The sequence below is a fragment of the Pseudomonas sp. 22085 genome (assembly GCF_052045815.1).
GTDB classification, from domain to species: domain Bacteria; phylum Pseudomonadota; class Gammaproteobacteria; order Pseudomonadales; family Pseudomonadaceae; genus Aquipseudomonas; species Aquipseudomonas glycinae.
On record NZ_JBQEQA010000022.1, the window covers coordinates 76,625 to 102,842 of the forward strand.

General features: G+C 61.6%; 22 protein-coding genes. 15 read left to right on the forward strand and 7 right to left on the reverse strand.

All coding sequences use genetic code 11. From position 1 onward, the window contains the following. The first annotated feature begins 26 nt into the window (after positions 1 to 26). A complete protein-coding gene (locus ACTJK7_RS23950; RefSeq protein WP_234420577.1) occupies positions 27 to 920 on the forward strand; it encodes a DMT family transporter in 894 nt (297 codons plus the stop codon). Between the two features lie 155 nt (positions 921 to 1,075). Here ACTJK7_RS23950 and ACTJK7_RS23955 read toward each other — a convergent pair whose 3' ends face one another. Next, positions 1,076 to 1,789, reverse strand: a complete 714-nt coding sequence (locus tag ACTJK7_RS23955; RefSeq protein ID WP_108562782.1) for a FadR/GntR family transcriptional regulator — start codon at positions 1,787 to 1,789, stop codon at positions 1,076 to 1,078. Positions 1,790 to 2,153: 364 nt separating this feature from the next. On the opposite strand from ACTJK7_RS23955, the gene ACTJK7_RS23960 reads away from it, so the two are divergent. Continuing rightward, entirely contained in the window at positions 2,154 to 3,500 is a 1,347-nt protein-coding gene (locus ACTJK7_RS23960; RefSeq protein WP_108562783.1) for an MFS transporter, read from the forward strand. 14 nt (positions 3,501 to 3,514) lie between these two features. Next, a complete protein-coding gene (gudD, locus tag ACTJK7_RS23965; RefSeq protein WP_440780695.1) occupies positions 3,515 to 4,858 on the forward strand; it encodes a glucarate dehydratase in 1,344 nt (447 codons plus the stop codon). A gap of 121 nt (positions 4,859 to 4,979) precedes the next feature. On the opposite strand, the gene ACTJK7_RS23970 is transcribed toward gudD, so the two are convergent. Beyond that, positions 4,980 to 5,852, reverse strand: a complete 873-nt coding sequence (locus ACTJK7_RS23970) for a LysR family transcriptional regulator (protein WP_440780694.1) — start codon at positions 5,850 to 5,852, stop codon at positions 4,980 to 4,982. Between the two features lie 160 nt (positions 5,853 to 6,012). On the opposite strand from ACTJK7_RS23970, the gene ampC reads away from it, so the two are divergent. Continuing rightward, positions 6,013 to 7,179, forward strand: coding sequence for a class C beta-lactamase (ampC, locus tag ACTJK7_RS23975; protein WP_108562786.1), 1,167 nt, complete (start codon positions 6,013 to 6,015; stop codon positions 7,177 to 7,179). A gap of 72 nt (positions 7,180 to 7,251) precedes the next feature. Here the strand turns inward: ampC and ACTJK7_RS23980 are convergent, their stop codons facing one another. From ACTJK7_RS23980 to ACTJK7_RS23990, 3 genes are all read right to left on the reverse strand, one after another. After that, entirely contained in the window at positions 7,252 to 7,818 is a 567-nt protein-coding gene (locus ACTJK7_RS23980) for a DUF4174 domain-containing protein (RefSeq protein ID WP_108562787.1), read from the reverse strand. Positions 7,819 to 8,023: 205 nt separating this feature from the next. Then, positions 8,024 to 8,809 (reverse strand): sulfite exporter TauE/SafE family protein, encoded by a 786-nt coding sequence (locus tag ACTJK7_RS23985; RefSeq protein WP_108562788.1) that lies wholly within the window; start codon positions 8,807 to 8,809, stop codon positions 8,024 to 8,026. A gap of 95 nt (positions 8,810 to 8,904) precedes the next feature. Next, positions 8,905 to 9,654 (reverse strand): hypothetical protein, encoded by a 750-nt coding sequence (locus tag ACTJK7_RS23990; protein ID WP_440780693.1) that lies wholly within the window; start codon positions 9,652 to 9,654, stop codon positions 8,905 to 8,907. Between the two features lie 246 nt (positions 9,655 to 9,900). On the opposite strand from ACTJK7_RS23990, the gene ACTJK7_RS23995 reads away from it, so the two are divergent. From ACTJK7_RS23995 to ACTJK7_RS24005, 3 genes are all read left to right on the forward strand, one after another. After that, on the forward strand, positions 9,901 to 11,049 hold the full coding sequence (locus ACTJK7_RS23995) for an aldose epimerase family protein (RefSeq protein ID WP_440780692.1): 1,149 nt from the start codon (positions 9,901 to 9,903) through the stop codon (positions 11,047 to 11,049). 90 nt (positions 11,050 to 11,139) lie between these two features. Then, positions 11,140 to 11,961 carry an aldo/keto reductase gene (locus ACTJK7_RS24000; RefSeq protein ID WP_440780691.1) on the forward strand — a complete coding sequence of 274 codons (822 nt, stop codon included), beginning with the start codon at positions 11,140 to 11,142 and terminating at the stop codon, positions 11,959 to 11,961. A gap of 29 nt (positions 11,962 to 11,990) precedes the next feature. After that, entirely contained in the window at positions 11,991 to 12,461 is a 471-nt protein-coding gene (locus tag ACTJK7_RS24005) for a DUF1810 domain-containing protein (RefSeq protein WP_440780690.1), read from the forward strand. Here ACTJK7_RS24005 and ACTJK7_RS24010 read toward each other — a convergent pair. Further along, a complete protein-coding gene (locus ACTJK7_RS24010) occupies positions 12,426 to 14,786 on the reverse strand; it encodes a DNA polymerase II (protein ID WP_440780689.1) in 2,361 nt (786 codons plus the stop codon). The genes ACTJK7_RS24005 and ACTJK7_RS24010 overlap by 36 nt on opposite strands. A 189-nt stretch (positions 14,787 to 14,975) precedes the next feature. Here ACTJK7_RS24010 and ACTJK7_RS24015 point away from each other — a divergent pair, with 189 nt between their 5' ends. Next, entirely contained in the window at positions 14,976 to 15,416 is a 441-nt protein-coding gene (locus ACTJK7_RS24015; protein ID WP_064380861.1) for a CBS domain-containing protein, read from the forward strand. Between the two features lie 160 nt (positions 15,417 to 15,576). On the opposite strand, the gene ACTJK7_RS24020 is transcribed toward ACTJK7_RS24015, so the two are convergent. After that, positions 15,577 to 16,200, reverse strand: coding sequence for a glutathione S-transferase (locus ACTJK7_RS24020; RefSeq protein ID WP_108562793.1), 624 nt, complete (start codon positions 16,198 to 16,200; stop codon positions 15,577 to 15,579). A 1,078-nt stretch (positions 16,201 to 17,278) separates the two neighbouring features. Here ACTJK7_RS24020 and ACTJK7_RS24025 point away from each other — a divergent pair. The 7 genes from ACTJK7_RS24025 (at position 17,279) to ACTJK7_RS24055 (ending at position 26,212) form a co-directional block, all read left to right on the forward strand. After that, positions 17,279 to 18,097, forward strand: a complete 819-nt coding sequence (locus tag ACTJK7_RS24025) for a TonB family protein (protein WP_085686619.1) — start codon at positions 17,279 to 17,281, stop codon at positions 18,095 to 18,097. A gap of 49 nt (positions 18,098 to 18,146) precedes the next feature. Next, positions 18,147 to 18,851, forward strand: coding sequence for a MotA/TolQ/ExbB proton channel family protein (locus ACTJK7_RS24030; RefSeq protein WP_007959058.1), 705 nt, complete (start codon positions 18,147 to 18,149; stop codon positions 18,849 to 18,851). Then, positions 18,851 to 19,252 (forward strand): ExbD/TolR family protein, encoded by a 402-nt coding sequence (locus ACTJK7_RS24035; protein ID WP_011335072.1) that lies wholly within the window; start codon positions 18,851 to 18,853, stop codon positions 19,250 to 19,252. Before ACTJK7_RS24030 ends, ACTJK7_RS24035 begins: the two co-directional genes overlap by 1 nt. Positions 19,253 to 19,459: 207 nt before the next feature. Continuing rightward, the gene (locus ACTJK7_RS24040; RefSeq protein WP_064380864.1) at positions 19,460 to 22,165 is read left to right on the forward strand and encodes a TonB-dependent receptor; all 2,706 of its coding nucleotides are present in this window, start codon (positions 19,460 to 19,462) and stop codon (positions 22,163 to 22,165) included. An 87-nt stretch (positions 22,166 to 22,252) separates the two neighbouring features. Continuing rightward, entirely contained in the window at positions 22,253 to 24,124 is a 1,872-nt protein-coding gene (locus tag ACTJK7_RS24045) for an extracellular solute-binding protein (RefSeq protein WP_108562794.1), read from the forward strand. A 1-nt stretch (position 24,125) separates the two neighbouring features. Continuing rightward, positions 24,126 to 25,190, forward strand: a complete 1,065-nt coding sequence (locus ACTJK7_RS24050) for a microcin C ABC transporter permease YejB (RefSeq protein ID WP_108562795.1) — start codon at positions 24,126 to 24,128, stop codon at positions 25,188 to 25,190. After that, positions 25,190 to 26,212, forward strand: a complete 1,023-nt coding sequence (locus tag ACTJK7_RS24055; protein WP_108562796.1) for an ABC transporter permease — start codon at positions 25,190 to 25,192, stop codon at positions 26,210 to 26,212. Before ACTJK7_RS24050 ends, ACTJK7_RS24055 begins: the two co-directional genes overlap by 1 nt. Positions 26,213 to 26,218 lie beyond the last annotated feature (6 nt).

The window sequence follows — 26,218 nt, forward strand, 5'->3', positions numbered from 1 at the left end:
GCATCAACCCTCTTGGTGCCTCGCTCATGCGTTCCACTTCTCCTTTGAAAATCCTGTTGGCCATGGCCTTCGTGGTCGGCTGCTGGGCCTATTCGCCGACCGGCATCCATATCGGCCTGCAAGCCTACGATCCCGGTCATCTGGCGTTGCTGCGGTTTCTGTTGGCATCGCTGTTCATGGCCGTGATTGCTGGTTTCAAAGGCATTCACCTGCCGCGCCTGCAAGACCTGCCGCTGTTGTTTGCCCTGGGCTTTTTTGCCGTGAGCCTGCATCACGTCGTGTTGAACATCGGCCAGCAAAGCGTCAGCGCCGGCGCGTCGAGTGTGCTGGCGCAATCGACGCCGCTGTTCAGCACACTGCTGGCGCGGTTTCTGTTCAAGGATCGGGTCAGCGTCTGGCGCTGGGGTTGTGTGTTGCTGGGGTTCGTCGGCGTGGTGATCGTGGTCAGCGGCGATCGCGGCCTCGGCAGCCTCGACGCGCATGGTTTATTGATCCTGCTGGCGGCAGTGTCGTGGAGCGTCTACTTCGCTCTGCAAAAACATCATGCCCGGCGTTATGACGGACTGACACTGGTTTGCTACACGGTGTGGTCGGGCACGTTGTTGCTGTTGATCTACTTGCCGGGATTGGCCGACAGCGTGGCCGGTGCGCCATTGCGGGTGCAATGGGCGGTGCTGGGTCTGGGCGTGTTTCCCAGCGCCCTCGCCTATCTGGCGTGGGCATTCGTGCTCAAGCATGTGGACCTGAGCCGGGCGACGATGACGCTGTATCTGATTCCGCCGACTGCGATGGGAATTGCTTCGGTGGGATTGGGTGAGAGACCGACGTTACTGGTGCTGGCGGGTTCGGCGGTGGTGCTGATCAGTGTGCTGGCGTTGAATCTGGAGCGGCCGATGGTGGTTCGGGCAACTCAGGCCTGATCCTGAATTGTTTCGAAGCAGAGGCCGCCTTCGCGGGCAAGCCCGCTCCCACAGGGTTCAGAGCCAGGCGTTGGATTTGGGGCTGACACAAAAAATGTGGCTTGATCCGGCCTGCGATCCGACGATGAGTCTGGCCCGCCCCCCCTTCACTCAATTCAACCCTGAGCCGAAAACCGGTCACGACTGTTGGTCAAGTGCAGCCACATCGCCGCACGCGCCGCGTCCGGATCCTGACGCTTGATCGCGTTGAGGATCGCCTCATGCTCCAGATTCGCCAGTTGCCCGAGCTTGCTCAAATCCACCGCCCCGCGCTCTGCCGCGTTGACCCGAGTGCGCGGAATCATCGCACTGCCCAAGTGCTGCATGATCTCGGTGAAGCAGACATTGCCGGTGGCTTCGGCAATCAACAGGTGGAAGCGCCGGTCGGCCTCGACGCAACTGTCGTTGTTGGCCAGTAGACGCTGATAATCGTCCAGTGCCTGACGCATCTGCTCCAGCTGCTGTTCGGTGCGGCGCTGCGCGGCCAGCGCCGCCGCTTGAGTCTCCAGACCCATGCGCAATTCGAGAATGCTGCGCACCCCCAGCGCGGTGTCGACATTCAGTCGCAACCCCTGCTCCGGTGCGCGCTCGATCACGAACGTGCCGATGCCGTGCCGCGTCTCCACCAGCCCCGACGCCTGCAATTTGGAAATCGCCTCGCGCACGACGGTGCGGCTGACGCCGTGTTCCTGAACGATCGAGTTTTCCGACGGCAACTTGTCACCGGGCAGCATCTGACCGAGCAAGATGCTCTGGGTCAGTTTTTCCACCAGATCATGGGCCAGGTTGTGCGCGCGTTTACGGGCGGGGGCGTCGATGTCGTCTTGCATGGTCGGTTCCGGTGATCGGGGCAGACCGATCGTAGCACTGGCGGCAATGACTTGTATGAGCTCCTATGAATTCCGGAGCTTAACTTGTATGACAACACTCGATTTCAGCTAGAAAACCTTTCACAACTGTGGGCGATTACCCCACGATCACTGACAAAGAATTCTGTACGGCGCCTAACCGACCCTTTCTAAAACCCAATAAATACGGTACCTGAAATCTGAAAAAGCATAAAAACCGCTCTCCGTAGACAAATTTGATTGAGCACTCCCGCTTGTAGGACAAAAAAATCTAGTTGTATGATGTCTATCAACACGCAACACCCAGATTCACCCCGCATAAAAATAACGAGTGGGAGAAAACCAAGTGAAATCATCCATTGCCGGGATGAACGAGGGCGCCGATTCCGTGCTGTCCTCCGCCATTGCCAAAGTCAAACGCCACGTCTTGCCGCTGTTCGTCATCATGTTCATCGTCAATTACATTGACCGGGTGAACATCGGCTTCGTCCGCACCCACATGGAACACGACCTCGGCATCGGTGCCGCGGCCTACGGTTTCGGTGCCGGACTGTTCTTCATCGGTTACGCGCTTTTCGAAGTCCCCTCCAACATGCTGCTGCAAAAGGTCGGCGCACGAATCTGGCTGACCCGCATCATGCTCACCTGGGGCCTGGTCGCCGCCGGCATGGCGTTCATCCAGAACGAAACCCACTTCTACATCCTGCGTTTTCTGCTCGGCGTGGCCGAGGCCGGGTTCTTTCCCGGGGTGATCTACTACTTCACCCGCTGGTTGCCGGGGGCCGAACGCGGCAAGGCGATTGCGATTTTCTTGAGCGGTTCGGCCGTGGCCTCGCTGATTTCCGGCCCGTTGTCCGGCCTGTTGTTGCAGATCGAAGGTCTGGGCATGCATGGCTGGCAGTGGATGTATTTCATTGAGGGGATGTTTTCGGTCTGCCTGTGCGTATTCGTCTGGTTCTGGCTCGACGCCAAGCCCCACGATGCGAAATGGCTGACCCGCGCCGAGCAAGACGCGCTGGTCAAGGCCATCGACGATGAACAAAAGGCCCGCGAAGCCGCGACCCCGATCCGGCCGTCGCTGGGCAAACTGCTCAAGGATCGCCAGATCATCCTGTTCTGCCTGATCTACTTCTTCATTCAATTGACCATCTACGCGGCGACGTTCTGGCTGCCGAGCATCATCAAGAAGATGGGCGAGATGAGCGACTTCCAGGTCGGCCTGTTCAATTCGATTCCGTGGCTGCTGTCGATCATCGGCATGTATGCGTTCGCCTCGTTCTCGGCGAAGTGGAAACACCAGCAGGCGTGGGTCGCCACTGCATTGCTGATCGCCGCCGCGGGGATGTTTATGTCCACCACCGGCGGGCCGATCTTTGCCTTCGTCGCGATCTGCTTTGCTGCGCTGGGTTTCAAATCCGCATCCTCGCTGTTCTGGCCGATCCCGCAGGCCTATCTCGATGCACGAATCGCCGCTGCCGTGATCGCACTGATCAACTCGGTGGGCAACCTCGGCGGCTTCGTCGCTCCGACCACGTTCGGCCTGCTGGAACAACACACCGGTTCGATCCAGGGCGGCCTCTATGGCCTGGCCGCGACCTCGATCATTGCCGCGATCATCGTGTTCGCCGCCCGCATGACACCCAAATCCGCACCTGAAGTCGCCGTGGCCGATGCCGCGCCGAAACACGCTTGAAAGGACAATCCCAAATGACCGCACACGACATCGCCAAAGCCCCGATCATCACCGAGATGCAAGTCATCCCGGTCGCCGGCCACGACGGCATGCTGCTCAACCTGAGCGGCGCCCACGGGCCGTTTTTCACCCGCAACATCGTCATCCTCAAGGACAACGCCGGCCACACCGGGGTCGGTGAAGTGCCCGGCGGCGAACGTATCCGTCAGACCCTGGAAGACGCCCGCAGCCTGGTGGTCGGCAGCCCGATCGGCACGTATCAGAAGATTCTCAACCAGGTCCGCCAGACTTTCGCCGACCGCGACGCCGGAGGCCGTGGCCTGCAAACCTTCGACCTGCGCATCACCATTCACGCGGTCACCGGGCTCGAAGCCGCCCTGCTCGACCTGCTTGGCCAGCACCTCGACGTGCCGGTGGCCGCATTGCTCGGCGAAGGTCAGCAACGCGATGAAGTGAAGATGCTCGGTTACCTGTTCTACGTGGGCGATCGCCGGGAAACCGACCTCGCCTACCGCAGCGAACCGGATGCCGACAACGACTGGTTCCGCGTGCGTCACGAGAAAGCCATGACCGCCGACGCCGTGGTGCGTCTGGCCGAGGCGGCCCATGTGCGCTATGGCTTCAAGGACTTCAAGCTCAAGGGCGGCGTGCTCAGCGGCGATGCTGAAATCGAAGCGGTGACCGCACTGGCCGAGCGCTTCCCTGACGCCCGCATTACCCTCGATCCGAACGGCGCGTGGTCACTGAAAGAAGCGATCCGTCTGTGCCGCGACCAGCATCATGTGCTGGCCTACGCCGAAGACCCGTGCGGTGCGGAAAACGGCTACTCGGGCCGTGAAGTGATGGCTGAATTCCGCCGCGCCACCGGGCTGAAAACCGCCACCAACATGATCGCCACCGACTGGCGCGAGATGGGTCACGCGATTCAGTTGCAGTCGGTGGACATTCCGCTGGCCGACCCGCACTTCTGGACCATGCAGGGCTCGGTGCGCGTGGCGCAGATGTGCCACGAATGGGGCCTGACCTGGGGCTCGCACTCCAACAACCACTTCGACATTTCCCTGGCGATGTTCACCCACGTCGCGGCCGCCGCGCCGGGCGAGATCACCGCCATCGACACCCATTGGATCTGGCAGGACGGCCAGCGCCTGACCAAGGCACCGTTGCAAATCGTCGATGGCTGCGTGCAGGTACCAAAGAAACCGGGGCTGGGCGTGGAGCTGGACATGGATCAGGTGGCCAAGGCCCACGAGCTCTATAAAGGCATGGGGCTGGGCGCGCGGGATGACAGCGTGGCGATGCAGTTTCTGATTCCGGGCTGGAAGTTTGATAACAAGCGTCCCTGCCTGGTGCGCTGACCCGGATTCATCGCAATTCCCTGTGGGAGCGAGCTTGCTCGCGATGGCGGAGTCTCAGCCGATAGATGTTTCGAATTTGAGGCCGTCATCGCGAGCAAGCTCGCTCCCACAAGGATTTTCATTAGCCGGAAATTTCCAGCAACCAGTGCCTGAACGCCGCCATTGCCGACGTCTCCGGCCGTGACTGCAACCGCGTCAGCCAATAGCTGCCGGTGGTGATTTCGATGGCAAAGGGTTGGCGGATCAGGTCCGCCGCCAGTTGTCGGGCAAACATCAACGGCGGCGCCAGTGCCACCCCGCCGCCCTGCAACGCCGCCTCCATCATCGCCAGCGACGAGTCGAAAACGATGCTCTGGGGCGGCGCGGCATGGGTCGCAAGACCGGCCGCATGAAACCACTCCGGCCACTCATCGGTGCGATAGGAACGCAGCAAACGCTGCTGCAAAAGATCCCCCGGCGTGTGCAGTTGCCGGGCGATTTCCGGCACGCAGAGCACCGACAATGGCGCCTCCAGCAAACGGGTCGCCTCGATACCGTGCCATGCCCCGGCGCCAAACCGGATCGCGTAATCCAGTCCCTCGGCGGCGACATCCACCCGGTTATTGTTGGTCGACAGCCGCAAATCTATTAGCGGATGTTTCGCCTGAAAGTCCGCCAGCCTCGGCAACAACCAGCCCACCGCGAAAGTGCCCACCGCGCCGACCGTGAGCATTTCCCGATATTGCCCGCCCGCCAGACGCTCGAGCATCTGCGCGATATGATCGAATGACGTGGTCAGCACCGGCAGCAGGGTTTCGCCTTCGCCGGTCAGCATCAGCCCACGGGGCAGGCGTTTGAACAGGATCACGCCGAGTTGCGCTTCCAGACTTTTGACCTGATGGCTGACGGCCGCTTGGGTCACGCACAACTCCACGGCGGCGCGAGTAAAGCTCAAATGACGCGCAGAGGCTTCGAAGGCGCGCAATGCATTCAAAGGCAATTGAGGTCGAATCATGCCTAATCCCAAATTTTTCTAATGGCTCATCCGAGTTTTCATCGTTTGCCGAAAGACAGCGGACTGCCTAGATTTGGCGGCGCCGATCAGCAGCCCAATGAAAAAACGCTCGCAGTGTAGCGGGATAACACCATCAACACTCATGGAGAGTGGTTCAAACATGTCTTCGACCAACCTGAGAAAACTCAAGTCCTACAGCACTTTCGGACTTTTCTTCAGCGCCGCCACCTGCCTGGCGGCCCCGCAAACCGACGATCAGTTGCAGGCGCTGGTCAAGGCCACCGTGACCCCGGTCATGCAGCAACAGGACATTGCGGGGCTGGCCGTAGCCGTGACCGTCGATGGCAAGGCACATTACTTTAACTACGGTGTCGCCGACAAAAGCACCGGGCAAGCGGTGAGTGAAAACACCCTGTTCGAAATCGGCTCGGTGAGCAAAACCTTCACCGCGACCCTCGCCGCCTACGCCCAAACCAGCGGCAAACTGCAACTCTCCGATACGGCCAGCCAGCACTGGCCCGAACTGAAAGACAGCGCCTTCGACCACATCAGCCTGCTGCAACTGGGCACCTACACTGCCGGCGGCCTGCCGCTGCAATTCCCGGATGCTGCGGATTCTGCCGACAAGATGCTCGGCTATTACCAACAGTGGAAACCGACGTATCCGGCCGGCAGCCATCGCCTGTATTCCAACCCGAGCATCGGCCTGTTCGGTTATCTGGCGGCGAAAAGCCTCGGCCAGCCGTTCAATCAGGCCATGACCGAAACCCTGCTGCCGAAACTCGGGCTCAAGCACACCTTCCTGTCAGTGCCGGCGTCTGAAGAGAAGCTCTACGCCCAAGGCTATGACAAGAACAACAAACCCGTTCGCGTCAGCCCCGGCGCCCTCGATTCCGAAGCCTACGGCGTGAAAACCAGCGCCGCCGACCTGCTGCAATACGTCCAGGCCAACCTCGACACCGCCAAACTCGAAACGCCTCTGCAAAAAGCCATCGCCCTCACTCACACCGGCTACTACACCGTCGGCGACATGACCCAGGGCCTGGGCTGGGAGCGCTACACGTACCCGATCAGCCTCGACCGCCTGCTGGACGGCAACTCGACGCCAATGGCCATGGAGGCGCACAAGGTCAAATGGCTGAATCCGCCACAGCCTGAACCGGCGAACGTGCTGCTGAACAAGACCGGTTCCACCGGGGGTTACGGCGCCTACGTCGCATTCGTGCCGTCGAAGAAAGTCGGGATCGTGATTCTGGCGAACCGCAATTATCCGAATGGAGAGCGGGTGAAGATTGCGCACAGGATTCTGGGGGAATTGACCCGGTAATCACGCCATAAAAAACGGGCGACCTGAGAGGGTCGCCCGTTTTTCTTTTCTGATCACCCCTGAATCAGAACATCAATCATCCGGCATTTCCGGCGGCTTGGCCGGTTTGGCTGGCTTCGCCGGTTTCGTGCCTTTCGCACCCTTGGCCGGTGCCGGTTCTGCAGCAGGCGGCGCCGTCACCACGGTGGAAGTGGCTTCTTTTTCAGCGGCAGGCAACGCATCAATGGTGTCGAAGATCTTCTTCAGATCGACCGCCGCCGCTTCATCCCCCGAAGCCGTCAGTTTGGTCTCGCCATCCTTGCCCACCAGGAAGACTTTCGGATACGCCCCGGCGCCCAGCTTCAGCGAGCGCAGCAGCGCCATGGTTTGCTGCTGCTCGAGGCTTTTGCCATCGACCTGACCGCTCATGCTCAGGATGGTGTAAACCTTGATCTTGCGGTCGGCGATGCCTTGTTTGTTGGCCGGGTCGTCCAGCGCTTTTTTCAGGCTGACCCAATAAGAATCGACTGTGCTGGAAGCGATCACGATCAATGGCCGGTTAATGCCCTTGTCGACGTCCAGAGGGGAATCGCCGTCGGCGGCGAACAGGGGGCCGGCAATCGCCAGCAAGAGTGTCAGGGTCAGTGACCTGATGAGCATGCGCATCTCCTTTTGATATCCACGCTCTAATGATTGCGCATCGCGGCGATTGTTCCGGGTGGTGCCCGGCAAAAGTGTTTCGCCTTGCCCAAAGCTTAGGTCAGCACCGATTTTGCGCAACCGGTTGGGCGCGACCCTGTGCCCATTTGTTTACCTTTCATGCCGCGTCAGCTGACGCTCAAGCCTTCGGGGTCATGGATGCCGATCAGAACGCCAGCTTGTAACCGATCAACACCAGCATCGTCGCCAGGCACGGGCGCAGCAGTTCATCGGAGACGCGGCCGGTCAGGTGGCTGCCGAGCCAGATGCCCGGCAGTGAGCCGACCAGCAGAAAGCCGAGCACGCCCCAGTCCATGTTGCCCATGCTCGCGTGGCCGAGGCCGGCGACCAGGGTCAGCGGGACCGCGTGGGCGATTTCGGTGCCGACCAGGCGGCGGGTCGGCAGCAGCGGATAGAGGATAAACAGTGCGACGGTGCCGAGGGCGCCGGCGCCGATGGAGGTCAGGGCGACCATGGTGCCGAGGATCAGACCGGTGATCACGGTCATGACATTCAGGCGCGCACCGCTGGGGCTGTAGTTGCCGCCGGCGCGTTTATGGGCGAATTCCAGCAGGCGCTTCTTGAACAGAATCGCCAGCGCCGTGGCGAACAGCACGAAGCCCAGCGCTTGCTTGATGATGGCGTTCATCGCGTCCGGTGCGGTGTGCAGGGTGCTGAGGAACCACAAGGTCATGGCCACCGCCGGGACACTGCCCAGGGTCAGCCAGCCAGTGATGGCCCAGTCGATGTTCTTGTTCTTCCTGTGCACCAGCACGCCACTGGATTTGGTGATGGCCGCGTACAGCAGATCCGTGCCTACCGCTGTGGCCGGATTGATGCCGAACCACAGCAGGATCGGCGTCATCAACGAACCGCCGCCGACACCGGTCATGCCGACGATGAACCCCACCACCAGCCCGGCAATCACCAGGCCGAAATTTGCCAATTCCATTAAGACGTCCAGACAAACCACAGGAAAATCCGGCCCGCAGCATAACCAGTTTTCTTATAACGCCCTATATCGATCGGATCTATCGTTATGCCATTTCACTGCACTGGCAAAAAATTCAAAAACAACAGGCTCTGGGCGTAATTCAGCCCGATGCGCCGGTAGCGCTCGTCGAGCATCTGGGTCAACAGATCCAGACGCGCCACGACTTTGCCAAACTCCGTGGCAAAACTCAGGTTGCTGCCCTCCTCGGAAATCTCGTTGGAAAACAGCAGCGGCTGGCCCTCCTTGTTCTGCCGCTGGGCGAGGATCCACGTGGCTTTCTCGATGTTGCGCGCAGCGTTGTTGACGAAGGTCGGGTTGATCGCATCGGTCATGTAGAACTCGGTGCGGTTGCCGTGGGCGGTGACCAACATGCTGCCGATCGCGTAGATGAACGCACCCACCCGGTCACCGAGAAATTCAGGGCTCATGGCATAGCTCAGCGCTACCAGATCCTTTTTGCCGCCGAGGGTCGGCAAAGGTTGCTGTTGTTCGATGGCCAGCCGCACCTGTTTGACCGCCGTGCGAATGTCGAGAAAGCCGGATTTGCGCAACTCCTCCGGGTTGCGCAGGTACAACTTGCCCATCAAGCGATAGAGGCTGTCGAGGTTGTCGCGCATCGCCAGTGTGGCCATGCGGTCAACACTGGTCTGGAGAAATTCCTGAGGCCTGCCCTCGCGCATCTGGCTGATGAAGTTGTTGCCGTCCTGATGACTGCAACCACCGAGCAGCAGCGTCGACAGGCAGGCCAGCAGCAGGCACGGGCGATGAATGAATGCAGCGATGGGGTGCAAAACTCTCGGCATGAATTCTTTGACGGACACGTTCCTGTGCGGCGGAAGTCACCGCACCCTGGCCATGGATAGAGCCGGGGATTTCGCAAAAGTGCAGTGCCGGCGTGTATTCCCGACCTTCGGCACCGTTGACCCAATCAATTTAGTCCGACTTTATTTTTGCATTAATCGTTTAATCCGCTATAAATTTCCACTCAACCATTAATTAGCATGACTATTTAACGATTTTCAAAACAACAACAAAAAGGAAGGTCAACCATGCTTCAATCCCGACACTCACTTTGCGGCCTCGGACTGTCCCTGATGATCGCCACCCTCTCCGCCCAGGCCGCCGGCCTGACCAGCGAACACAAAGCCTTCGGCAAAACCAATGACGGCACGCCGGTCGAGCAATACATCCTGCGCAACAGCCACGGCATGCAGGCCACGGTCATCACCTACGGCGCAACCTTGCAGGCGCTGCAGGTGCCGGACAAACACGGCAAGCTCGACGACATCGTCCTCGGTTTCGACGATGTGCAGGGTTACCAGAAAGGCACCGCGTACTTCGGCGCGACCATCGGCCGCTTCGGCAATCGCCTGGCCGACGGCGCTTTCGAACTCGACGGCAAGCGCTACCAGGTGCCGCAGAACGACAAGACCAACGCCTTGCACGGCGGCACTCAGGGCTTCGACAAAAAGGTCTGGAAGGCGAAAGAAACCAAGGACAAGGATTCGGTCGGCGTGACCCTGACCTACCTGTCGGCAGACGGCGAAATGGGCTTCCCCGGCAACCTCACCACCGAGGTGACCTACCGCCTCACCGACAGCAACGAACTGCGCATCGACTACAAGGCCAGCACCGACAAACCCACTGTGCTCAACCTGACCAACCACAGCTACTTCAACCTTGCCGGCGCCGGCAATGGCGACATCCTCAAGCAAGTCGCCACCCTGCACGCCAGTCACTTCACCCCAGTCACCGCCAAGCTGATCCCGACCGGCGAACTGGCGCCCGTGGCCGGCACACCGATGGACTTCACCAAACCGACCGCCATCGGTCAGCACATCAAGGCCGATCATCCGCAGTTGAAATTCGCTGAAGAGAAACAAGGTGGCTTCGATTTCAACTGGGCGCTGGACACCAAGGGAGACGTCAGCAAACTCGCCGCCGAAGTCAGCGACCCGCAATCCGGTCGCCACTTGCAGCTGTTCACCAACGAACCAGGCGTGCAGTTCTACACCAGCAACTTCCTCGACGGCACGGTCAAGGGCAAGGGTGGCAAGGTCTATCCGCACTGGGGCGCGTTCACCCTGGAAACCCAGCACTATCCAGACTCGCCGAACCAGCCGAGCTTCCCAAGTACCCGATTGGATCCGGGACAGACCTACACGCAGAGCGTGGTGTTGAAGTTCTCCGCCAAGTAAGCACCTGACCTCCTTTCTGGAACCGGACGGAACCCGTGGGCCATCCTGCTGCCCACTCTAGGTATCGACCGTTTCAGAAAGGAGGTTTGAATGCGTACCCTCGAACTGGCTGGCGTGCAGGTGCCGGTGATTGGCCAGGGCACCTGGCGCATGGGCGAAGACCGCTCGGCGCACAAGCGTGAAGTGGCGGCTCTGCGCAGCGGCATCGAGCTGGGCATGACCTTGATCGACACCGCCGAAATGTACGCCGAGGGCGGTGCCGAAAGCGTGGTCGGCGAAGCCATTGCCGGCCTGCGCAATCAAGTGTTTCTGGTGAGCAAGGTCTACCCGCACAACGCCAGCCGCCAAGGCATTCCCCAGGCCTGCGAGCGCAGTCTGCGCCGGCTCGACACTGATTACATCGACCTCTATCTGCTGCATTGGCGCGGCCAGTATCCGCTGGAAGAAACCGTCGAGGCCTTCGAGCGCCTGCGCGAGGCCGGCAAGATCGGTCGCTGGGGCGTCTCGAACTTCGACGTCGATGATCTTGAGGAACTGTCGCATTCGGCCTGCGCCACCAATCAGGTGCTGTACAACCTGGAAGAGCGCGGTATCGAATTCGACCTGCTGCCGTGGTGCCAACACCAGCGTATGCCAATTATGGCGTACTGCCCGATCGGCCAGGGCGGCGCGATGCTGGCCGAGCCGGTGCTGAAACAGATTGCCACTCGTCACGGCGTGACCCCGGCACAGGTTTCGCTGTCGTGGATTCTGCGTCAGGATGGGCTGATTGCGATTCCCAAGGCCGTGCGCCCGGAACATGTGCAGCTCAATGCACAGGCGGCGCAGCTGCAACTCGAGGCCGGGGATCTGGCGGCGCTGGACCAGGTGTTTCAGGCGCCCAAACGCAAGCAGCGGCTGGCCATGGTCTGAGCCACCGCCGACTGACAGAGGGCTTCGTTATGAGAAGCACTGATCAGGACGATCCATTCAACCTGCAACGCTTCGTGCTCGCCCAGGACCCGGTGTTCGAACGGGTCCAGCGCGAACTCGGCGAGGGCCGCAAGCGCAGCCACTGGATGTGGTTCGTGTTCCCGCAGTTCGCCGGGCTCGGCGGCAGCGAGATGTCGCGGCGCTTCGCGATCAGCTCGGCACCGGAAACCCGCGCCTACCTCGACCACCCGTTGCTCGGCGCCCGCCTGCGGACCTGCACCCAGCTTGTACTGAATGTGCAGCAACGTTCGATTGACGAGATTTTCGGCCATCCGGACGACCTGAAATTCCACTCATCGATGACCCTGTTCGCCCAGTTCGCCGACGACGACAGCCTCTGGCATCAGGCGCTGGAGCGCTTCTTTCACGGCATTGAGGACGAATGGACCTTGCAACTGCTGGACTCAAAACAGGCCCAGCTGCCCCCCGATCAGGGTTGAGAAATCGTCGTCGACAAACGGCAGGATCGCATCTGCCACCGGTTGCAGCTGGCGGGTGATGTAGTGGTCGTAGTCGATGGCGGCGCGGCGCACTTCCAGCGGTTCGGGGCCGGCCAAGGTGATGACGTAGCTGATCCAGCCGCCGTTCTGGTACTGGCGCGGGCGACCGTGCTGCGCGTTGTAATCGTCCGCCAGCCGCGCGGCGCGCACGTGGGGCGGCACGTTGCGTTCGTAATCGTCGAGGGTACGGCGCAGGCGCTTGCGGTAGACCAGTCGCTCGTCGAACTCGCCGGCCAGGGTCTTGCGCACATACTCGCGCACGTAATCCTGATACGGCTTGCGCTGGAAGATCCGCTCGTACAGCTCCTGCTGGAATTGCCGGGCCAGCAGCGACCAGTCGGTGCGCACGGTTTCCAGGCCTTTGTAGACCATTTCCTCGCTGCCGTCGGCGCGGGTCACCAGGCCGGCGTAGCGCTTTTTGCTGCCCTCCTCGGCGCCGCGAATCGTCGGCATCAAAAAGCGCTTGTAATGAGTTTCGAACTGCAATTCGAGGGCGCTTTCCAGACCGTATTGCTCACGCACATGCTCGCGCCACCAATCGTTGACGTGCTGCACCAAGGCCCGACCGATTTGTGCCGCTTCTTCCTGACCGTGCGGGCGACGCAGCCAGACGAACGTCGAGTCGGTATCGCCATAAATCACCGCATGCCCCTGAGCCTCAATCAGCTGTCGAGTGCGCAGCATGATTTCGTGGCCGCGCAGGGTGATCGAGGACGCCAGCCGCGTATCGAAAAACCGGCAACCGCTGGAACCGAGCACGCCATAGAAGGCGTTCATGATGATCTTCAGCGCCTGGGACAACGGCGCGTTGTGTTCGCGCTTGGCGGTCTCGCGGCCCTCGGCGACCCGGGCGACGATGGACGGCAAGCAATGCCGGGTGCGGGAAAAGCGCGCACCGCGAAAGCCCGGCACCGAGTCGCTATCGTCAGGATGCTGCAAGCCTTCGATCAACCCCACCGGGTCGATCAGAAAGGTGCGGATGATCGACGGATAAAGGCTCTTGTAGTCGAGCACCAGCACCGACTCATACAGCCCCGGTTGCGAGTCCATGACAAACCCGCCGGGGCTGGCCTGCGGCGGATTGGTGCCAAGGTTCGGCGCCACAAAACCCTGGCGGTGCATCAACGGCATGTACAAATGAGTGAACGCCGCCACCGAGCCGCCGCTGCGATCCGCCGGCAGGCCGGTGACGCTGGCGCGCTCCAGCAAAAATTTCAGCAGTTCGGTCCTGGCGAAGATCCGCGTGACCAGTTCGCAGTCCTTGAGGTTGTACTTGGCCAGCGCCGGTTTGTCCTCGGCGAACATGCGGTTGATCTCGTCCATGCGCTGGTACGGGTTGTCGATGGACTTGCCCTCGCCGAGCAAGGTCTGGGCGACGTTCTCCAGACTGAACGAGGGAAAGCTCCAGGTCGCCGAACGCAGGGATTCGATGCCATCGATGATCAGCCGCCCCGCCGCGGCCGCGAAGTAATGAGTGCGGCTGCCGTGTTCGCGCCACTGCATTTCCTCGCCGCCACGCCCGAGCTTGAGCGGCACGCCGAGGCGCCGAGCGTGTTCGTGGAGGATGCGCAGGTCGAACTGCACGAGGTTCCAGCCGATGATCGCGTCGGGGTCATGACGGGCGAACCAGTCGTTGAGCTTTTTCAGGATCAAGGTGCGCGATTCGCAGTACTCGAGGTCGAAGTCGACGATGCTGTGATCGCCGTTCGGTGCGCCGAGCATGTACACCTGACGTTCGCCGCAGCCTTCCAGGGCGATGGAGTACAACTCGCCCTGCTCGGTGGTTTCGATGTCCAGCGAGACCAGCCGCAGTTGCGGGCGATAGTCGGGGGCAGGCTTGAGGTGGGCGTCGAGCAACACGCCGTCGGCATCGGGCGTGCCGCTGAACCACACCGGCGCGGTGATGAAACGTTCCATCAGGTAACGCTCGGGCGGTCGCACATCGGCTTCGAAGACATCGACACTGTGGCGGTTGAGCGCGGTTTCAAGGCGCATCAACTGACCATGCTGCTGGCAGTACAGACCGAGCACCGGGCGATGCTCGAAATCCTGCAAGGCCAAGGGGCGCAGTTCGACGTTCTTTTCGTCCGCCAGCACCCGCTCGGCCTGCTCGCGCTGCGCCGCCGGGATGAACGCCACCGACGGCTGATGCGGCAGACGCACACGGCGCGGCCCGGCGTCGGTCGCCAGCCAGAACTCGACTTCGGTGCCGGCCGGGGTGTCACGCCAATGCCGGGTCAGGACGAAGCCCTGCTGTAAATCCACCACTGCAACCTCAGGAATTGATTCAGACGGGCATTCTACGCGGCATTGCCGTAACCCGTGAGAAAGGCCTCGCCATGAAAAACCCGGTCAAATGACGTTTTTTGCGTGTTATCTGCCGTTTTGCGGCCTTGCCCTGCGCGCCTGCGTCTACGATGCTTGGAGAACAACGACAACACCTGAGTAACCGCCATGAAAACCGTCGCCCAGCTGCTCAAGCTCAAAGATCCGAAAAATCAGGAAGTGCACCAGATCAAGCCCGATCACATGGTGCTCGAAGCGCTGATGAAAATGGCCGAGAAGAACGTCGGCGCCCTGCTCGTGGTGGAAGACGACAAAGTGGTGGGCATCATCAGCGAGCGTGATTACGCGCGCAAACTGGTGCTGCACGGTCGCTCCTCGGTGGGCACGCCGGTGCGCGACATCATGGTGGCTAACGTGATCACGGTGGACACCCACCAGACCGTCGACACCTGCCTTGGCATCATGTCCGACAAACGCCTGCGTCACTTGCCGGTGGTGGAGAACGGCAAGCTGATCGGCCTGCTGTCGATCGGCGACCTGGTCAAGGAAGCGATTGCCGAGCAGGCCGAGCTGATCAAACAGCTGGAGCAGTACATTCGCGGGGAATAATGCCTTCACCCTGATCGTTCCCACGCTTGATCGTTCCCACGCTCAGCGTGGGAATGCAGCCGGGGACGCTCCGCGTCCCAAAGCGTGACGCAGAGCGTCACAAGAGGCATTCCCACGCGGAGCGTGGGAACGATCAACGATCACCATCTGATTCGATTTCTTAACCGGGCCAATGCCGCGCAAAGACCGGCGCCAGCACCGGGTGTCGGTCGATGCGTTGCAGCCACGCATGGAAACCGGGTCGGGCCTGACGCAGGTGTTCGCGGGCACCGGCCCAGCGCGTGACCACCGCCGCCAGCACGTCCAGTGCCCCCGGTGTTTCATCGTCCAGGTACAGCTCGGCCGAGAACTGATCGGCAAACACCTCCCAGCTCCAGTGCAGTCGTTCCCGCGCCCCCGCCATCAGATTCTGTCGCGAGGCCTCGTCCGGCATCACCAGCCAGCGTTCCGGGTAATCAATGATCCCGATGGCCGCGTAACAATTGCTGACGATGTACACCAGGCCCCGAATCGCCTGATCGCGGTCAGCGCCGTTGGCTGGCAGCAGGCCGGATTGCGCAAAGGTTTGCCCCAGATGAATCAGAATCGCCGCACTTTCGGTGATGACACTGCCGTCCGGCAGTTGCAGGGTCGGGATCTGTTTGAGCGGATTGAGCCGCGCCAGCTCCTGGGCCGCTTCCGCACTGGCCTCGATATCGATGAAGCGGTAAGCCACCTGGCACAGCTCGAGCGCCGCCTCGATGGCCGCGGCCCCTGAATTGCGATGTCCGTAGAGCTGATACATAACCCCTCCTCCACTGCGAAAGGCGTCCTGCCTGGCCCTATTTATAGCTGTTGTATCGAATTTGGCACGGATTGCGCATTCATCGGCAGCTTGCGAATCCCTGATCTCGCAAAACAGCGCTGGCGGTGCCCATCCCGCACCAAGAGCAATCAGCGAACGCTATCCGCGTTCTTGTAAGGTGCGATACCGAACCAAAAGTTCGCGTATCCGAGCTGGCAACAAGGAGTTCACCGCGTGAATCTTCATCTGCTGCGCCACCCTCTTCTCTCGATGCCCGTTTACCTGCGCCGCGTTCGCCCGCCGAACAGTCCGTGCATTCCTTTTATTACCTGAACGCCTGCACTATTTATTTTTTAAATAGCACGCAAGAAGCCATTGCGTGCGCGCTGCATTAATGAATGCAAGAACACATTGTTCGACAATAACTTTCAGACAGCACACCGATACAACTTTTGCTGTTCGGCGTTAATGTCCAAAGCGCACCAAAACTGCACTATCAATCATTACCCAGAGCCGATTTTATTTAGACAAAAACAAGGAACATCGCCTGTGACCCGCTAAAACACAGACCCGCACCAAATCAGTCCGCCACGCACCATCACGCGTCCTGGCCGACACGAGAACAGCCGCTCTATCTCGCTGAACAGCGCGATACCGCGCCAAGCCTGTCTCGCCCTGAAAAAAGCCCTGAAAACAGGGCTGTCGGGCGGTTATGCACCCATGAAAACCGGTGTACTCAATGAAACTTATATAAATGCGACATACGTATCATCCGTGAAATAACCGATACACATTTGGTCACTCTTTGGCACAGCGGTTGCTATTGCATCCACCATGAGGGCACGAATGATGTTTGCCACTCAATTGCACACTCTCTTATAAAAGAACAGCCACGGACCGGATCAATGAACCATCGAAGTCGGCATTACTGAAACAACACGCTGCACAAGCCCTGTTCAATAGATAGTTCAACTATCGGCTTCTGCACACCCGTATGAAAGTTGCGACCACTCACTCGAACAACGCTGTGTTGTTCGAACGGCACCTTATTGCCCTTCATCCACCCGAGGGAGCTTTAATGAACGATGCGGTAAAGCACAGAACGCCGCCGGGGCCAGTACCGAACGCAGCGCTTGCGTCGGTGGCGGGTCGGCCCGTCTACAAGGCCAACACGTCGCAGCCCGGCGGCCTGAACAAACAGCAGATGCTGTTGCTGGTGGCGGTGTCGGCGCTGATACACGGCGGCGCCTGGTGGTTTTTCCAGCAAGCGCGGGCCGAGCCGCTGCCCACGCCGCCGGAAATTCCGGAAATGACCGTCGAGCTGACCAGCCCGACACCGCCGGCCCCGCCGACACCGGAGCCGCCGCCCCCACCACCGCCCCCTCCCGAACCGGAACAACCGGTGGAAGACGAGGACGCGGTCAAGCCGCCGCCCAAACCGGTGGAGAAACCCAAGCCGATCGAAAAACCGAAACCGGTCGAGAAACCCAAACCGGTGAAAAAGGCCGAGCCGCCGAAAGCGCCGCCGGCACCTGCGCAACCAGCCGCGCCTGCCGCTCCGGCGACCCCGAGCGCGCCGCCGGCACCTGCTGCGGCACCGGGCCCGGTGAAAGAGTCGGCGGCGATTTCCGGCCTCGCCAGCCTCGGCAACCCGCCGCCGGAATACCCGTCGCTGGCGCTGCGGCGCAACTGGGAAGGCAGCGTGGTGCTGCGGATTCAGGTGCTGGCCAATGGACGCGCCGGTTCGGTGACGGTGACCAAGTCCAGCGGCAAGCCGCAACTGGATGACGCGGCAGTCGCGGCGGTGAAGGCCTGGAAGTTCATTCCGGCCAAGCGCGGCGACACACCGATCGACGGCTTCGCTACCCAGACCATCGATTTCAAATTGCCGCAATGACGGCGCGACAACCGAACTCACAACCGATTAACGCAAGCGAGGTGTAGCCATGAACGATTCTCTGTCTTCGATGATTGTCCCCGGCGTGCTCTGGGGGCTGGTGCTGTTTTCCGTGGTCAGTTGGGCGATCCTGCTGGTCAAGTCGGCGCAATACCTGCGCCAGAAAACCCAGAACCGGCAGTTCAGCAAAGCCTTCTGGGGCGCGCCGGATCTGCTGACCGCCGCCGAACACGCCAGCCAGTATCCGGGCTCGCTGGCGCGGATCGCCAGCAGCGGTTTCGAAGCCTTGCTGGTGGAAGAATCCCCGCGCACCACCCAGCAACTGGCGCACACCATCAACCGTTCCGACCGCCTGGAACGCAACCTGCGCCAGCAGATCCAGAAGGAACGCCGCTCACTGGAAAACGGCCAGGCGATCCTCGCCAGCATCGGCAGCACCGCGCCGTTCATTGGCCTGTTCGGCACCGTGTGGGGAATCATGGAAGCCTTGCAAAGCATCGGCGCCAGCGGTTCGGCCAGCCTGGAAACCGTGGCCGGGCCGATCGGCCACGCACTGATCGCCACCGGTGTGGGGATTGCCGTCGCGGTGCCGGCGGTGCTGATTTACAACTTCTTCCTGCGGCGCCTGAAGCTGGCTTCGGCGGACATGGATGACTTCGCCCACGACTTCGACGCCCTCGCCTCGCGCAGCGCGTTTTCCATCAGCCGCCAGGCCATCGCCAAATCCACGGCCGCCGTGCGGGAGGCCAGCTGATGTCCTTTTCCACTCAAGACAGCGATGAAGTGCTCAGCGAAATGAACGTCACGCCGCTGGTGGACGTGATGCTCGTGCTGCTGGTGGTGTTCATCGTCACCGCGCCGCTGATGACCAACGCGATCAAGGTCAACCTGCCAAAAACCGACGCCGTCGCTCCCGCCGAAAAGAAGGACCCGGTGGTGGTCAGCGTCGATCAGGACGGCAAGTTCTTCCTGGCCAAGACCGAGCTGGCGCCGGAATCACTGGAGGCCAGCCTCAAGGAAGTCAAGGCCAAAGATGCCGACGTACGCGTGCAGCTGCAGGCCGACTCCGCCGTGAATTACGGCCAGGTCGCCAAGGCCATGGCGTCCATCGAGCGCTCGGGCATCACCAAGATATCGGTGATGACCACCCGCTGACGGCGGTGCCGGGCGCGCTGTGAGGGACGCGCCCGGCACCGTTCGTTGAATCCCGTCGCAATCGGCCGACCGAAAAACGCTGCGCGTCTTCGGAGGGGATCGGCTTGCTTGAAGAAAGTGGTTTTCGCGGCGCGGCACCACCGTGCTCCGTGCAAAGAGGGCTCACAAGGCCATTTCGATAAACGTCTAACAAAGTCGGAAACAACCATGCTGATGAACACTCCACGCTTCACGCTCAAACCTTTGGTGGCGACGATTTCCCGCCACCGTTTCGTTCCGTTGTACCTGGTGGCCATGGGGATGGGCGCCGGGGTTCAGGCTGCCGAGGACGACAACGGCGTCCCGGCCGCCGCTGCGGTGGTTGCGCCGACCACGCAACTGCAACGGGTCGAAGTGACCGGTTCGGCGATTCGCCGGGTCGATGCGGAAACGGCGGTGCCGATCACCGTGCTCAAGGCCGATGAACTGCGCAAACAGGGCGTGACCACCACCGCCGAACTGGTGCAGCGCATCACCGGCAGCCAGTCGATCAACAACAGCGCAGGCTCGGTCGGCGCAGCCACCGGCGGCGCATCGTTCGCCGACATGCGCGGCATCGGCGCGAACAAGACGCTGGTGCTGCTCAACGGTCGCCGACTGGCCAACAACGCCCTGTCGGGCACTAACTCGGCCGGCGGCGCGGTGGATCTGAACATGATCCCGTTTGCCGCGATCGAGCGCGTGGAAGTGCTGCGCGATGGCGCCTCGGCCCTGTACGGCACCGACGCCATCGGCGGCGTGATCAACTTCATCACCAAGAAATCCATGACCGACGGCCAGCTCACCCTCGGCGGCGAAACCCCGACCCACAGCGGCGGCGGTGCGACCAAGGACATGAGCGCAAGCTGGGGCTACGGCGACCTGGAGCAGGACCGCTTCAACGTGCTCGGCGTGTTCAACTACAACAAGCAACAGAACCTCGACGCCAACGACCGCTCCTTCGCCCGTGACTACGTGCCCGGCCGAGGTCTCGACCAGACCTCCGGCACCGCGTTCCCCGGCAACTACAGCCAGAACGGCAACGCCACCAACCCGCTGGCCAACAGCAATTGCAACGGCCCCAACCTGGTGGCCCGCGACGGCCTCTGCCGCTTCAGCACCCGGGAATTCATCGACCTGGTGCCGCAGACCGAGAAGACGTCGTTCTTCGGCAAGACCACCGGCAAACTGGCCGACGACCACAACGTCAACCTTGAATACTTCTGGTCGCGCAACAACAACGCCACCGCTGTCGGCCCGGCGCCATTGACCGGCCTGAGCCTGGATTCGTCCTCGCCCTACTATCCCGGCAACGGCATCACCCCGGCGCCCACCGGTTTCGCCCTCGACCCGACGCAACCGGTGGACGTGAACTGGCGCGAAACCGCCGCCGGCCCGCGTGAATCGAAAGACCAGAACACCAGCCAGCGCTTTTTGCTGAGCTTCGACGGTCTGGTGGGCGGCTGGGACTACAACGTCGGCGCCTCGTACAACCAGAACAAGATCGTCTCCAGCGTTACCAGCGGCTACGTCAGCGATCAGGCGATGATCGACGGTCTGGCCAGCGGCCTGCTCAACCCGTTCGGCCCGCAGACCAGCGCCGGTCAGCAATACATCGACCAGGCCGCGTACCACGGCGCCTATTCCACGGCGGTCGGTCGGGTCGCCGGTTTCGACGGGCGGATCAGCCGCGAGATCGGTGACTGGTTCGGTGCCGGTCCGTCCGGCCTGGCCCTGGGCGGCGAGTACCGCAAAGAGAAATTCCACCAAGACTACGAAGCCTTTGCCGGCGACATCCAGAGCCTGGGCATCGACCCGGCCGGCAGCGTCGAGGGCGACCGCAGCGTGAAAGCCGCCTACGCGGAAATCAACGTACCGGTACTCGACAGCCTGGAATTGTCCGCCGCCGTGCGTCACGACAAATACAGTGACTTCGGCAGCACCACCAACCCGAAATATTCGTTCCGTTATCAGCCGCTCAAGGAGCTGGTGGTGCGCGGCGCCTACAGCGAAGGCTTCCGTGCGCCGTCGCTGTATGAGCTGTATTCGCCGCGCAGCATCACCTACACCCAGGGCTACTACAACGACCCGGTGCTGTGTACCGGCGGCGTGGTGCAACCGGGCGGCAACGGCGGGCGCGATTGCGGTCAGCAGTTCCTCAACCAGATCGGCGGCAACGAAGACCTGGCCCCGGAGAAGGCGCGCAACGTGACGCTGGGCTTTGTCTATCAGCCGGTCAGCAATCTGTCCGTGGGCCTGGATTTCTGGTGGATTCACATCTCCAACCAGATCCAGCCGTTCCCGGAATCCACCGTGTTCGATCAGGCCGGCAGCTACCCTGACCGCTTTGTGCGCAACGCCGATGGCACGCTCAATTACATCGTCACCGGCAACGCCAACCTCGGCATCGTCGAAACCAACGGCGTCGATGTGTCGCTGGACTATCGCTTCCCGAACACGCCGTACGGTCAGTTCGGCCTGGGCCTGCAAGGCACCTATGTCGACGAGTACGACTTCCAGAGCACCATCAAGGGCCCGTTCACCGACAAGGTCGGCGACTTCAAGGGCGACGGTGTGATTGCCCGCTGGAAACACAACCTGACCGGTTCCTGGACCTTCGGTGCGGCCCGCGCGGCGCTGACCAACCGCTTCACCACCGGCTACAACGACTACGACCGCGAGACCAACGCGCGGGTCGCATCGTATTCGGTGTGGGACCTGTCGGCCGGCTACACCTTCGACAAGGTGCTGGACGTCGATGCCGGGGTGAAGAACCTGTTCGACCGCGATCCGCCGTTCTCCAACCAGGCTTACAACTTCCAGAGCGGTTATGACCCGCGCTACACCGACCCGCTGGGCCGCACGCTGTTTGCGCGCATGACGTACCACTTCTAAGGAACGAGCACTGCATAACCCTGTGGGAGCTGGCTTGCCAGCTCCCACAGGGGTCCTTGTTCTTTCAGAGGTTTGAGGAGTGATCTCATGAGCTTTTTGCGCAACATGGCCGGCCTGCTGCTCGGCAGCGCGCTGCTGTGCAACGCGGCAGCTGCGCTGGCCGGCGGCAGCTACGCGATGACGGTGTACGGCGAGGCGCCGAAATACCCCGCCGGTTTCCAGCACTTCGATTTCGTCAATCCCGACGCCCCCAAGGGTGGCTCGCTCAGCCGCGCTTCGATGGAGATCGGTCAGTACAACTACATCACCCCGTATGCCGATCAGGGCATTTCCGTGGTGCAGGTCAACGACTGGGTGTATTCGCCGCTGGCGTTCCGCTCGCTGGACGAGCCCTACACCGTCTACGGTCTGGTGGCGCAAACCATGGAGCGCGATCCCGACGGTCTGTGGGTGCGTTTCAACCTGAATCCCGAGGCGCGTTTCGCCGATGGCACGCCGATCACCGCCGAGGACGTGCGCTACACCTTCGAACTGTTGATGACCAAGGGCAGCCTGAGTTATCGCCAGCAATACGCCGACGTGCAGGACGTGCTGATCGAAGGCCCGCGGCAGATTCGCTTCACTTTCAAGAACAACCTCAACCGCACCCTGGCGCTGGATCTGGCGTCGCTGCGACCGGTGCCCGAGCACTGGTGGAAAACCCGCGACTTCGCCAACGGCGGCGGTTTCGAACCACCATTGGGCAGCGGCCCGTATCGGGTGAGCAAGGTCGATGCGGGACGCAGCATCAGTTTTCAGAGAGATCCGCACTGGTGGGGCAAAGACTTGCCGGTCAGTCGCGGGATGTACAACTTCGACAGCCTGACCGTGAATTTCTACGGCGACACCGATGTCGCCCGACAATTGCTGCAGGCCGGCGCGTTCGACTACAACCGCGAGTTTTCCTCGTCCGGCTACGTGGTCGGCTACGACAGCCCGGCCCTGCGCGACGGTCGCCTGCAACAGGCAATTCTCGCCCCGGACAAACCGACCTGCGCCCAGGGTTTCGTGTTCAACCTGCAGAACCCGCTGTTCAAGGATCGCCGCGTGCGTCAGGCGCTGAGCCTGCTGTGGGATTTCGAGTGGACCAACAAGCAGATGATGCGCGGCTTCTACGTGCGCCAGAACAGCTACTGGCCGAAGAGTGAAATGGCCGCCACCGCGCTGCCCGACGCCGGCGAACTGGCGATCCTCGAACCGCTGCGCGGACAGATTCCGGACGAGGTTTTCAGCCGGGTCTATCAGGCGCCGAAAACCGATGGCAGCGGCTACATCCGCGACAAGCAGTTGCAGGCCCTGAAGCTGCTGGCCGAAGCCGGATGGACCCCAAAAAACAATCGGCTGGTGAACGCCGCCGGCGAGCCATTCGAATTCACCTTCCTCGACGGCCAGGGCGGTTTCGACCGCATGCTGCTGCCGTACAAACGCACCCTGGCGCAGATCGGCATCACCCTCAATTTGCGACGTATCGATTCGGCGCAATACATCAACCGGCTCAACGCCCGGGACTACGACATGATCGTCACCAGTTTCCCCCGCAGCGGCGATCCGATCGTCTCGCCGGGCCGCGAGTTGTACAGCCTGTATGCCTCGCAGAGCGCGACCCAGGTCGGCAGCTCCAATTCGATGGTGCTGGCGGACCCGGCGGTGGACCGGCTGATCGACGGCCTGGTCCAGGCCAATACCCGCGACGCCATGGTGCGTTACGCCCGCGCCCTCGACCGGGTGCTGCAATGGGGTGACTACATGATTCCCAACTACTACTCCAAAGGCACACCGACGGTGTATCAGAACCGCTTCGGCAGGCCACCGGTGCAGCCGATTTACAGCGAAGGCCTCGATACCTGGTGGGAGGTCTCGGCCAAGCCGCTGACCAACCAGCAGATGAGTGCCCTGCGCCAGCTCGCGGGGGGCCAGTGACATGTGGCGTTATCTGAGTCGACGTCTGTTGCTGATCATCCCGACGCTGCTGTGCATTCTGGTGGTCAACTTCGTCATCGTGCAGGCCGCGCCCGGCGGCCCGGTGGAACAAGCCATCGCCCGCCTGCAAGGCTTCGGCGGGCACAGCATGGGCGGCGCCAGCGAGGTCACGGCCATCGGCGGTGCCGGGCGCAGCAGCCGTGGCCTGGACCCGGCGCTGATCGAAGAGATCAAACACCACTACGGCTTCGACAAGCCGATGCACGAACGCCTGTGGCTGATGCTGAAAAACTACGCGCAACTGGATTTGGGCAGCAGCTTCTTTCGCGGTGCGAAGGTGACGGATCTGATCGTGCAGAAGCTGCCGGTGTCGCTGTCCCTCGGCCTGTGGGCGACCTTGATCACCTACCTGATCTCGATCCCGCTGGGCATTCGCAAGGCAATCAAAAACGGCAGCGCTTTCGATGTCTGGAGCAGCACGGCGATCATCGTCGGTTACGCGATGCCGGCGTTTCTGTTCGCGATCCTGCTGATCGTGGTGTTCGCCGGGGGTAGCTACGTCAACTGGTTTCCGGTGCAGGGGCTGGTCTCGGACAACTTCGCCAGCCTGAGCCTGTGGGGCAAGGTAGGCGACTACCTCTGGCACCTGGTGTTGCCGGTGACGGCGCTGGTGATCGGCGGTTTTGCGACGCTGACGATCCTGACCAAGAACAGCTTCCTCAACGAGATCAGCCGCCAGTACGTGATCACCGCACGCGCCAAAGGCCTGACCGAAAGACGCGTGCTCTACGGCCATGTGTTTCGCAACGCAATGCTGCTGGTGGTGGCCGGAGTGCCATCGGCATTGATCGAGGTGTTTTTCGCCGGCTCGCTGCTGATCGAAACCATCTTCAACCTCGACGGCCTCGGGCGCATGAGCTACGAAGCGGCGGTGTCGCGGGACTACCCGGTGGTGTTCGGCACGCTGTTTCTGTTCACCCTGTTCGGCCTGTTGATCAAGCTGATCGGCGACCTCTGCTACACCCTGCTCGACCCGCGCATCGACTTCTCGGCGAGGACTGCCTGATGTTCACACTCTCCCCTCTGGGCCGGCGGCGCATCGCCCAATTCAAGGCCAACCGTCGCGGGCGCTGGTCGCTGTGGCTGTTCATCGGGCTGTGCCTGATCTGCCTCGGCGGCGAACTGATCGCCAACGACAAACCGCTGGTGATCCGCTACCACAACGCCTTCTACTTCCCGATCCTCAGCGATTATCAGGAAACCGATTTCGGCGGCGAACTGCCGTTCCAGCCGGATTACGCCAGCAATTACGTACACAAACTGATCGAGGATCAAGGCGGCTGGATGCTGTTCCCGCCGATCCCGTTCAGCTACGACACGGTCAATTACGACCTCACGGAACCGGCGCCGAGCCCGCCGTCCTCCAGCAACTGGCTGGGCACTGACGATCAGGCCCGGGACGTGTTGGCGCGGGTGATTTTCGGCACGCGGATTTCGATTCTGTTTGCGCTGATCCTCACCGCCGTCAGTGCGCTGGTCGGCATCGTGGCCGGGGCGTTGCAGGGTTATTACGGCGGCTGGGTCGACTTGCTCGGGCAGCGGGTGCTGGAGATCTGGTCGGGATTGCCGGTGCTGTACCTGCTGATCATTTTGTCGGGGTTCGTCTCGCCGAGTTTCTGGTGGCTGCTGGGGATCATGGCGCTGTTTTCCTGGCTGGCACTGGTGGATGTGGTGCGCGCCGAGTTCCTGCGCGGGCGCAGCCTGGAATACGTCAAGGCCGCGCGGGCGCTGGGCCTGACGGACAGCGAGCTGATGCGCCGGCACATTCTGCCCAACGCCATGACCTCCACCCTCACCTACCTGCCGTTCATTCTGACCGGCGCCATTGCCACCCTCACCGCACTGGATTTTCTCGGCTTCGGCATGCCCGCCGGCACCGCCTCGCTGGGTGAACTGATCGGCCAGGCCAAGCGCAATCTGCAAGCGCCGTGGCTGGGGCTGACGGCGTTTTTTGCCCTGGCGCTGATTCTGTCCCTGCTGGTGTTCATCGGCGAAGCCTGCCGTGACGCGTTCGATCCGCGATCCTGATCCCCG

Bases quoted from the DNA above. Each gene is read 5' to 3' on its own strand.
- ACTJK7_RS23950 (WP_234420577.1), top strand. From the start codon at position 27: ATGCGTTCCACTTCTCCTTTGAAAATCCTGTTGGCCATGGCCTTCGTG.
- ACTJK7_RS23955 (WP_108562782.1), bottom strand. From the start codon at position 1,789: ATGCAAGACGACATCGACGCCCCCGCCCGTAAACGCGCGCACAACCTG.
- gudD (WP_440780695.1), top strand. From the start codon at position 3,515: ATGACCGCACACGACATCGCCAAAGCCCCGATCATCACCGAGATGCAA.
- ACTJK7_RS23970 (WP_440780694.1), bottom strand. From the start codon at position 5,852: ATGATTCGACCTCAATTGCCTTTGAATGCATTGCGCGCCTTCGAAGCC.
- ampC (WP_108562786.1), top strand. From the start codon at position 6,013: ATGTCTTCGACCAACCTGAGAAAACTCAAGTCCTACAGCACTTTCGGA.
- ACTJK7_RS23980 (WP_108562787.1), bottom strand. From the start codon at position 7,818: ATGCTCATCAGGTCACTGACCCTGACACTCTTGCTGGCGATTGCCGGC.
- ACTJK7_RS23985 (WP_108562788.1), bottom strand. From the start codon at position 8,809: ATGGAATTGGCAAATTTCGGCCTGGTGATTGCCGGGCTGGTGGTGGGG.
- ACTJK7_RS23990 (WP_440780693.1), bottom strand. From the start codon at position 9,654: ATGCCGAGAGTTTTGCACCCCATCGCTGCATTCATTCATCGCCCGTGC.
- ACTJK7_RS23995 (WP_440780692.1), top strand. From the start codon at position 9,901: ATGCTTCAATCCCGACACTCACTTTGCGGCCTCGGACTGTCCCTGATG.
- ACTJK7_RS24000 (WP_440780691.1), top strand. From the start codon at position 11,140: ATGCGTACCCTCGAACTGGCTGGCGTGCAGGTGCCGGTGATTGGCCAG.
- ACTJK7_RS24005 (WP_440780690.1), top strand. From the start codon at position 11,991: ATGAGAAGCACTGATCAGGACGATCCATTCAACCTGCAACGCTTCGTG.
- ACTJK7_RS24015 (WP_064380861.1), top strand. From the start codon at position 14,976: ATGAAAACCGTCGCCCAGCTGCTCAAGCTCAAAGATCCGAAAAATCAG.
- ACTJK7_RS24020 (WP_108562793.1), bottom strand. From the start codon at position 16,200: ATGTATCAGCTCTACGGACATCGCAATTCAGGGGCCGCGGCCATCGAG.
- ACTJK7_RS24025 (WP_085686619.1), top strand. From the start codon at position 17,279: ATGAACGATGCGGTAAAGCACAGAACGCCGCCGGGGCCAGTACCGAAC.
- ACTJK7_RS24030 (WP_007959058.1), top strand. From the start codon at position 18,147: ATGAACGATTCTCTGTCTTCGATGATTGTCCCCGGCGTGCTCTGGGGG.
- ACTJK7_RS24035 (WP_011335072.1), top strand. From the start codon at position 18,851: ATGTCCTTTTCCACTCAAGACAGCGATGAAGTGCTCAGCGAAATGAAC.
- ACTJK7_RS24040 (WP_064380864.1), top strand. From the start codon at position 19,460: ATGCTGATGAACACTCCACGCTTCACGCTCAAACCTTTGGTGGCGACG.
- ACTJK7_RS24045 (WP_108562794.1), top strand. From the start codon at position 22,253: ATGAGCTTTTTGCGCAACATGGCCGGCCTGCTGCTCGGCAGCGCGCTG.
- ACTJK7_RS24050 (WP_108562795.1), top strand. From the start codon at position 24,126: ATGTGGCGTTATCTGAGTCGACGTCTGTTGCTGATCATCCCGACGCTG.
- ACTJK7_RS24055 (WP_108562796.1), top strand. From the start codon at position 25,190: ATGTTCACACTCTCCCCTCTGGGCCGGCGGCGCATCGCCCAATTCAAG.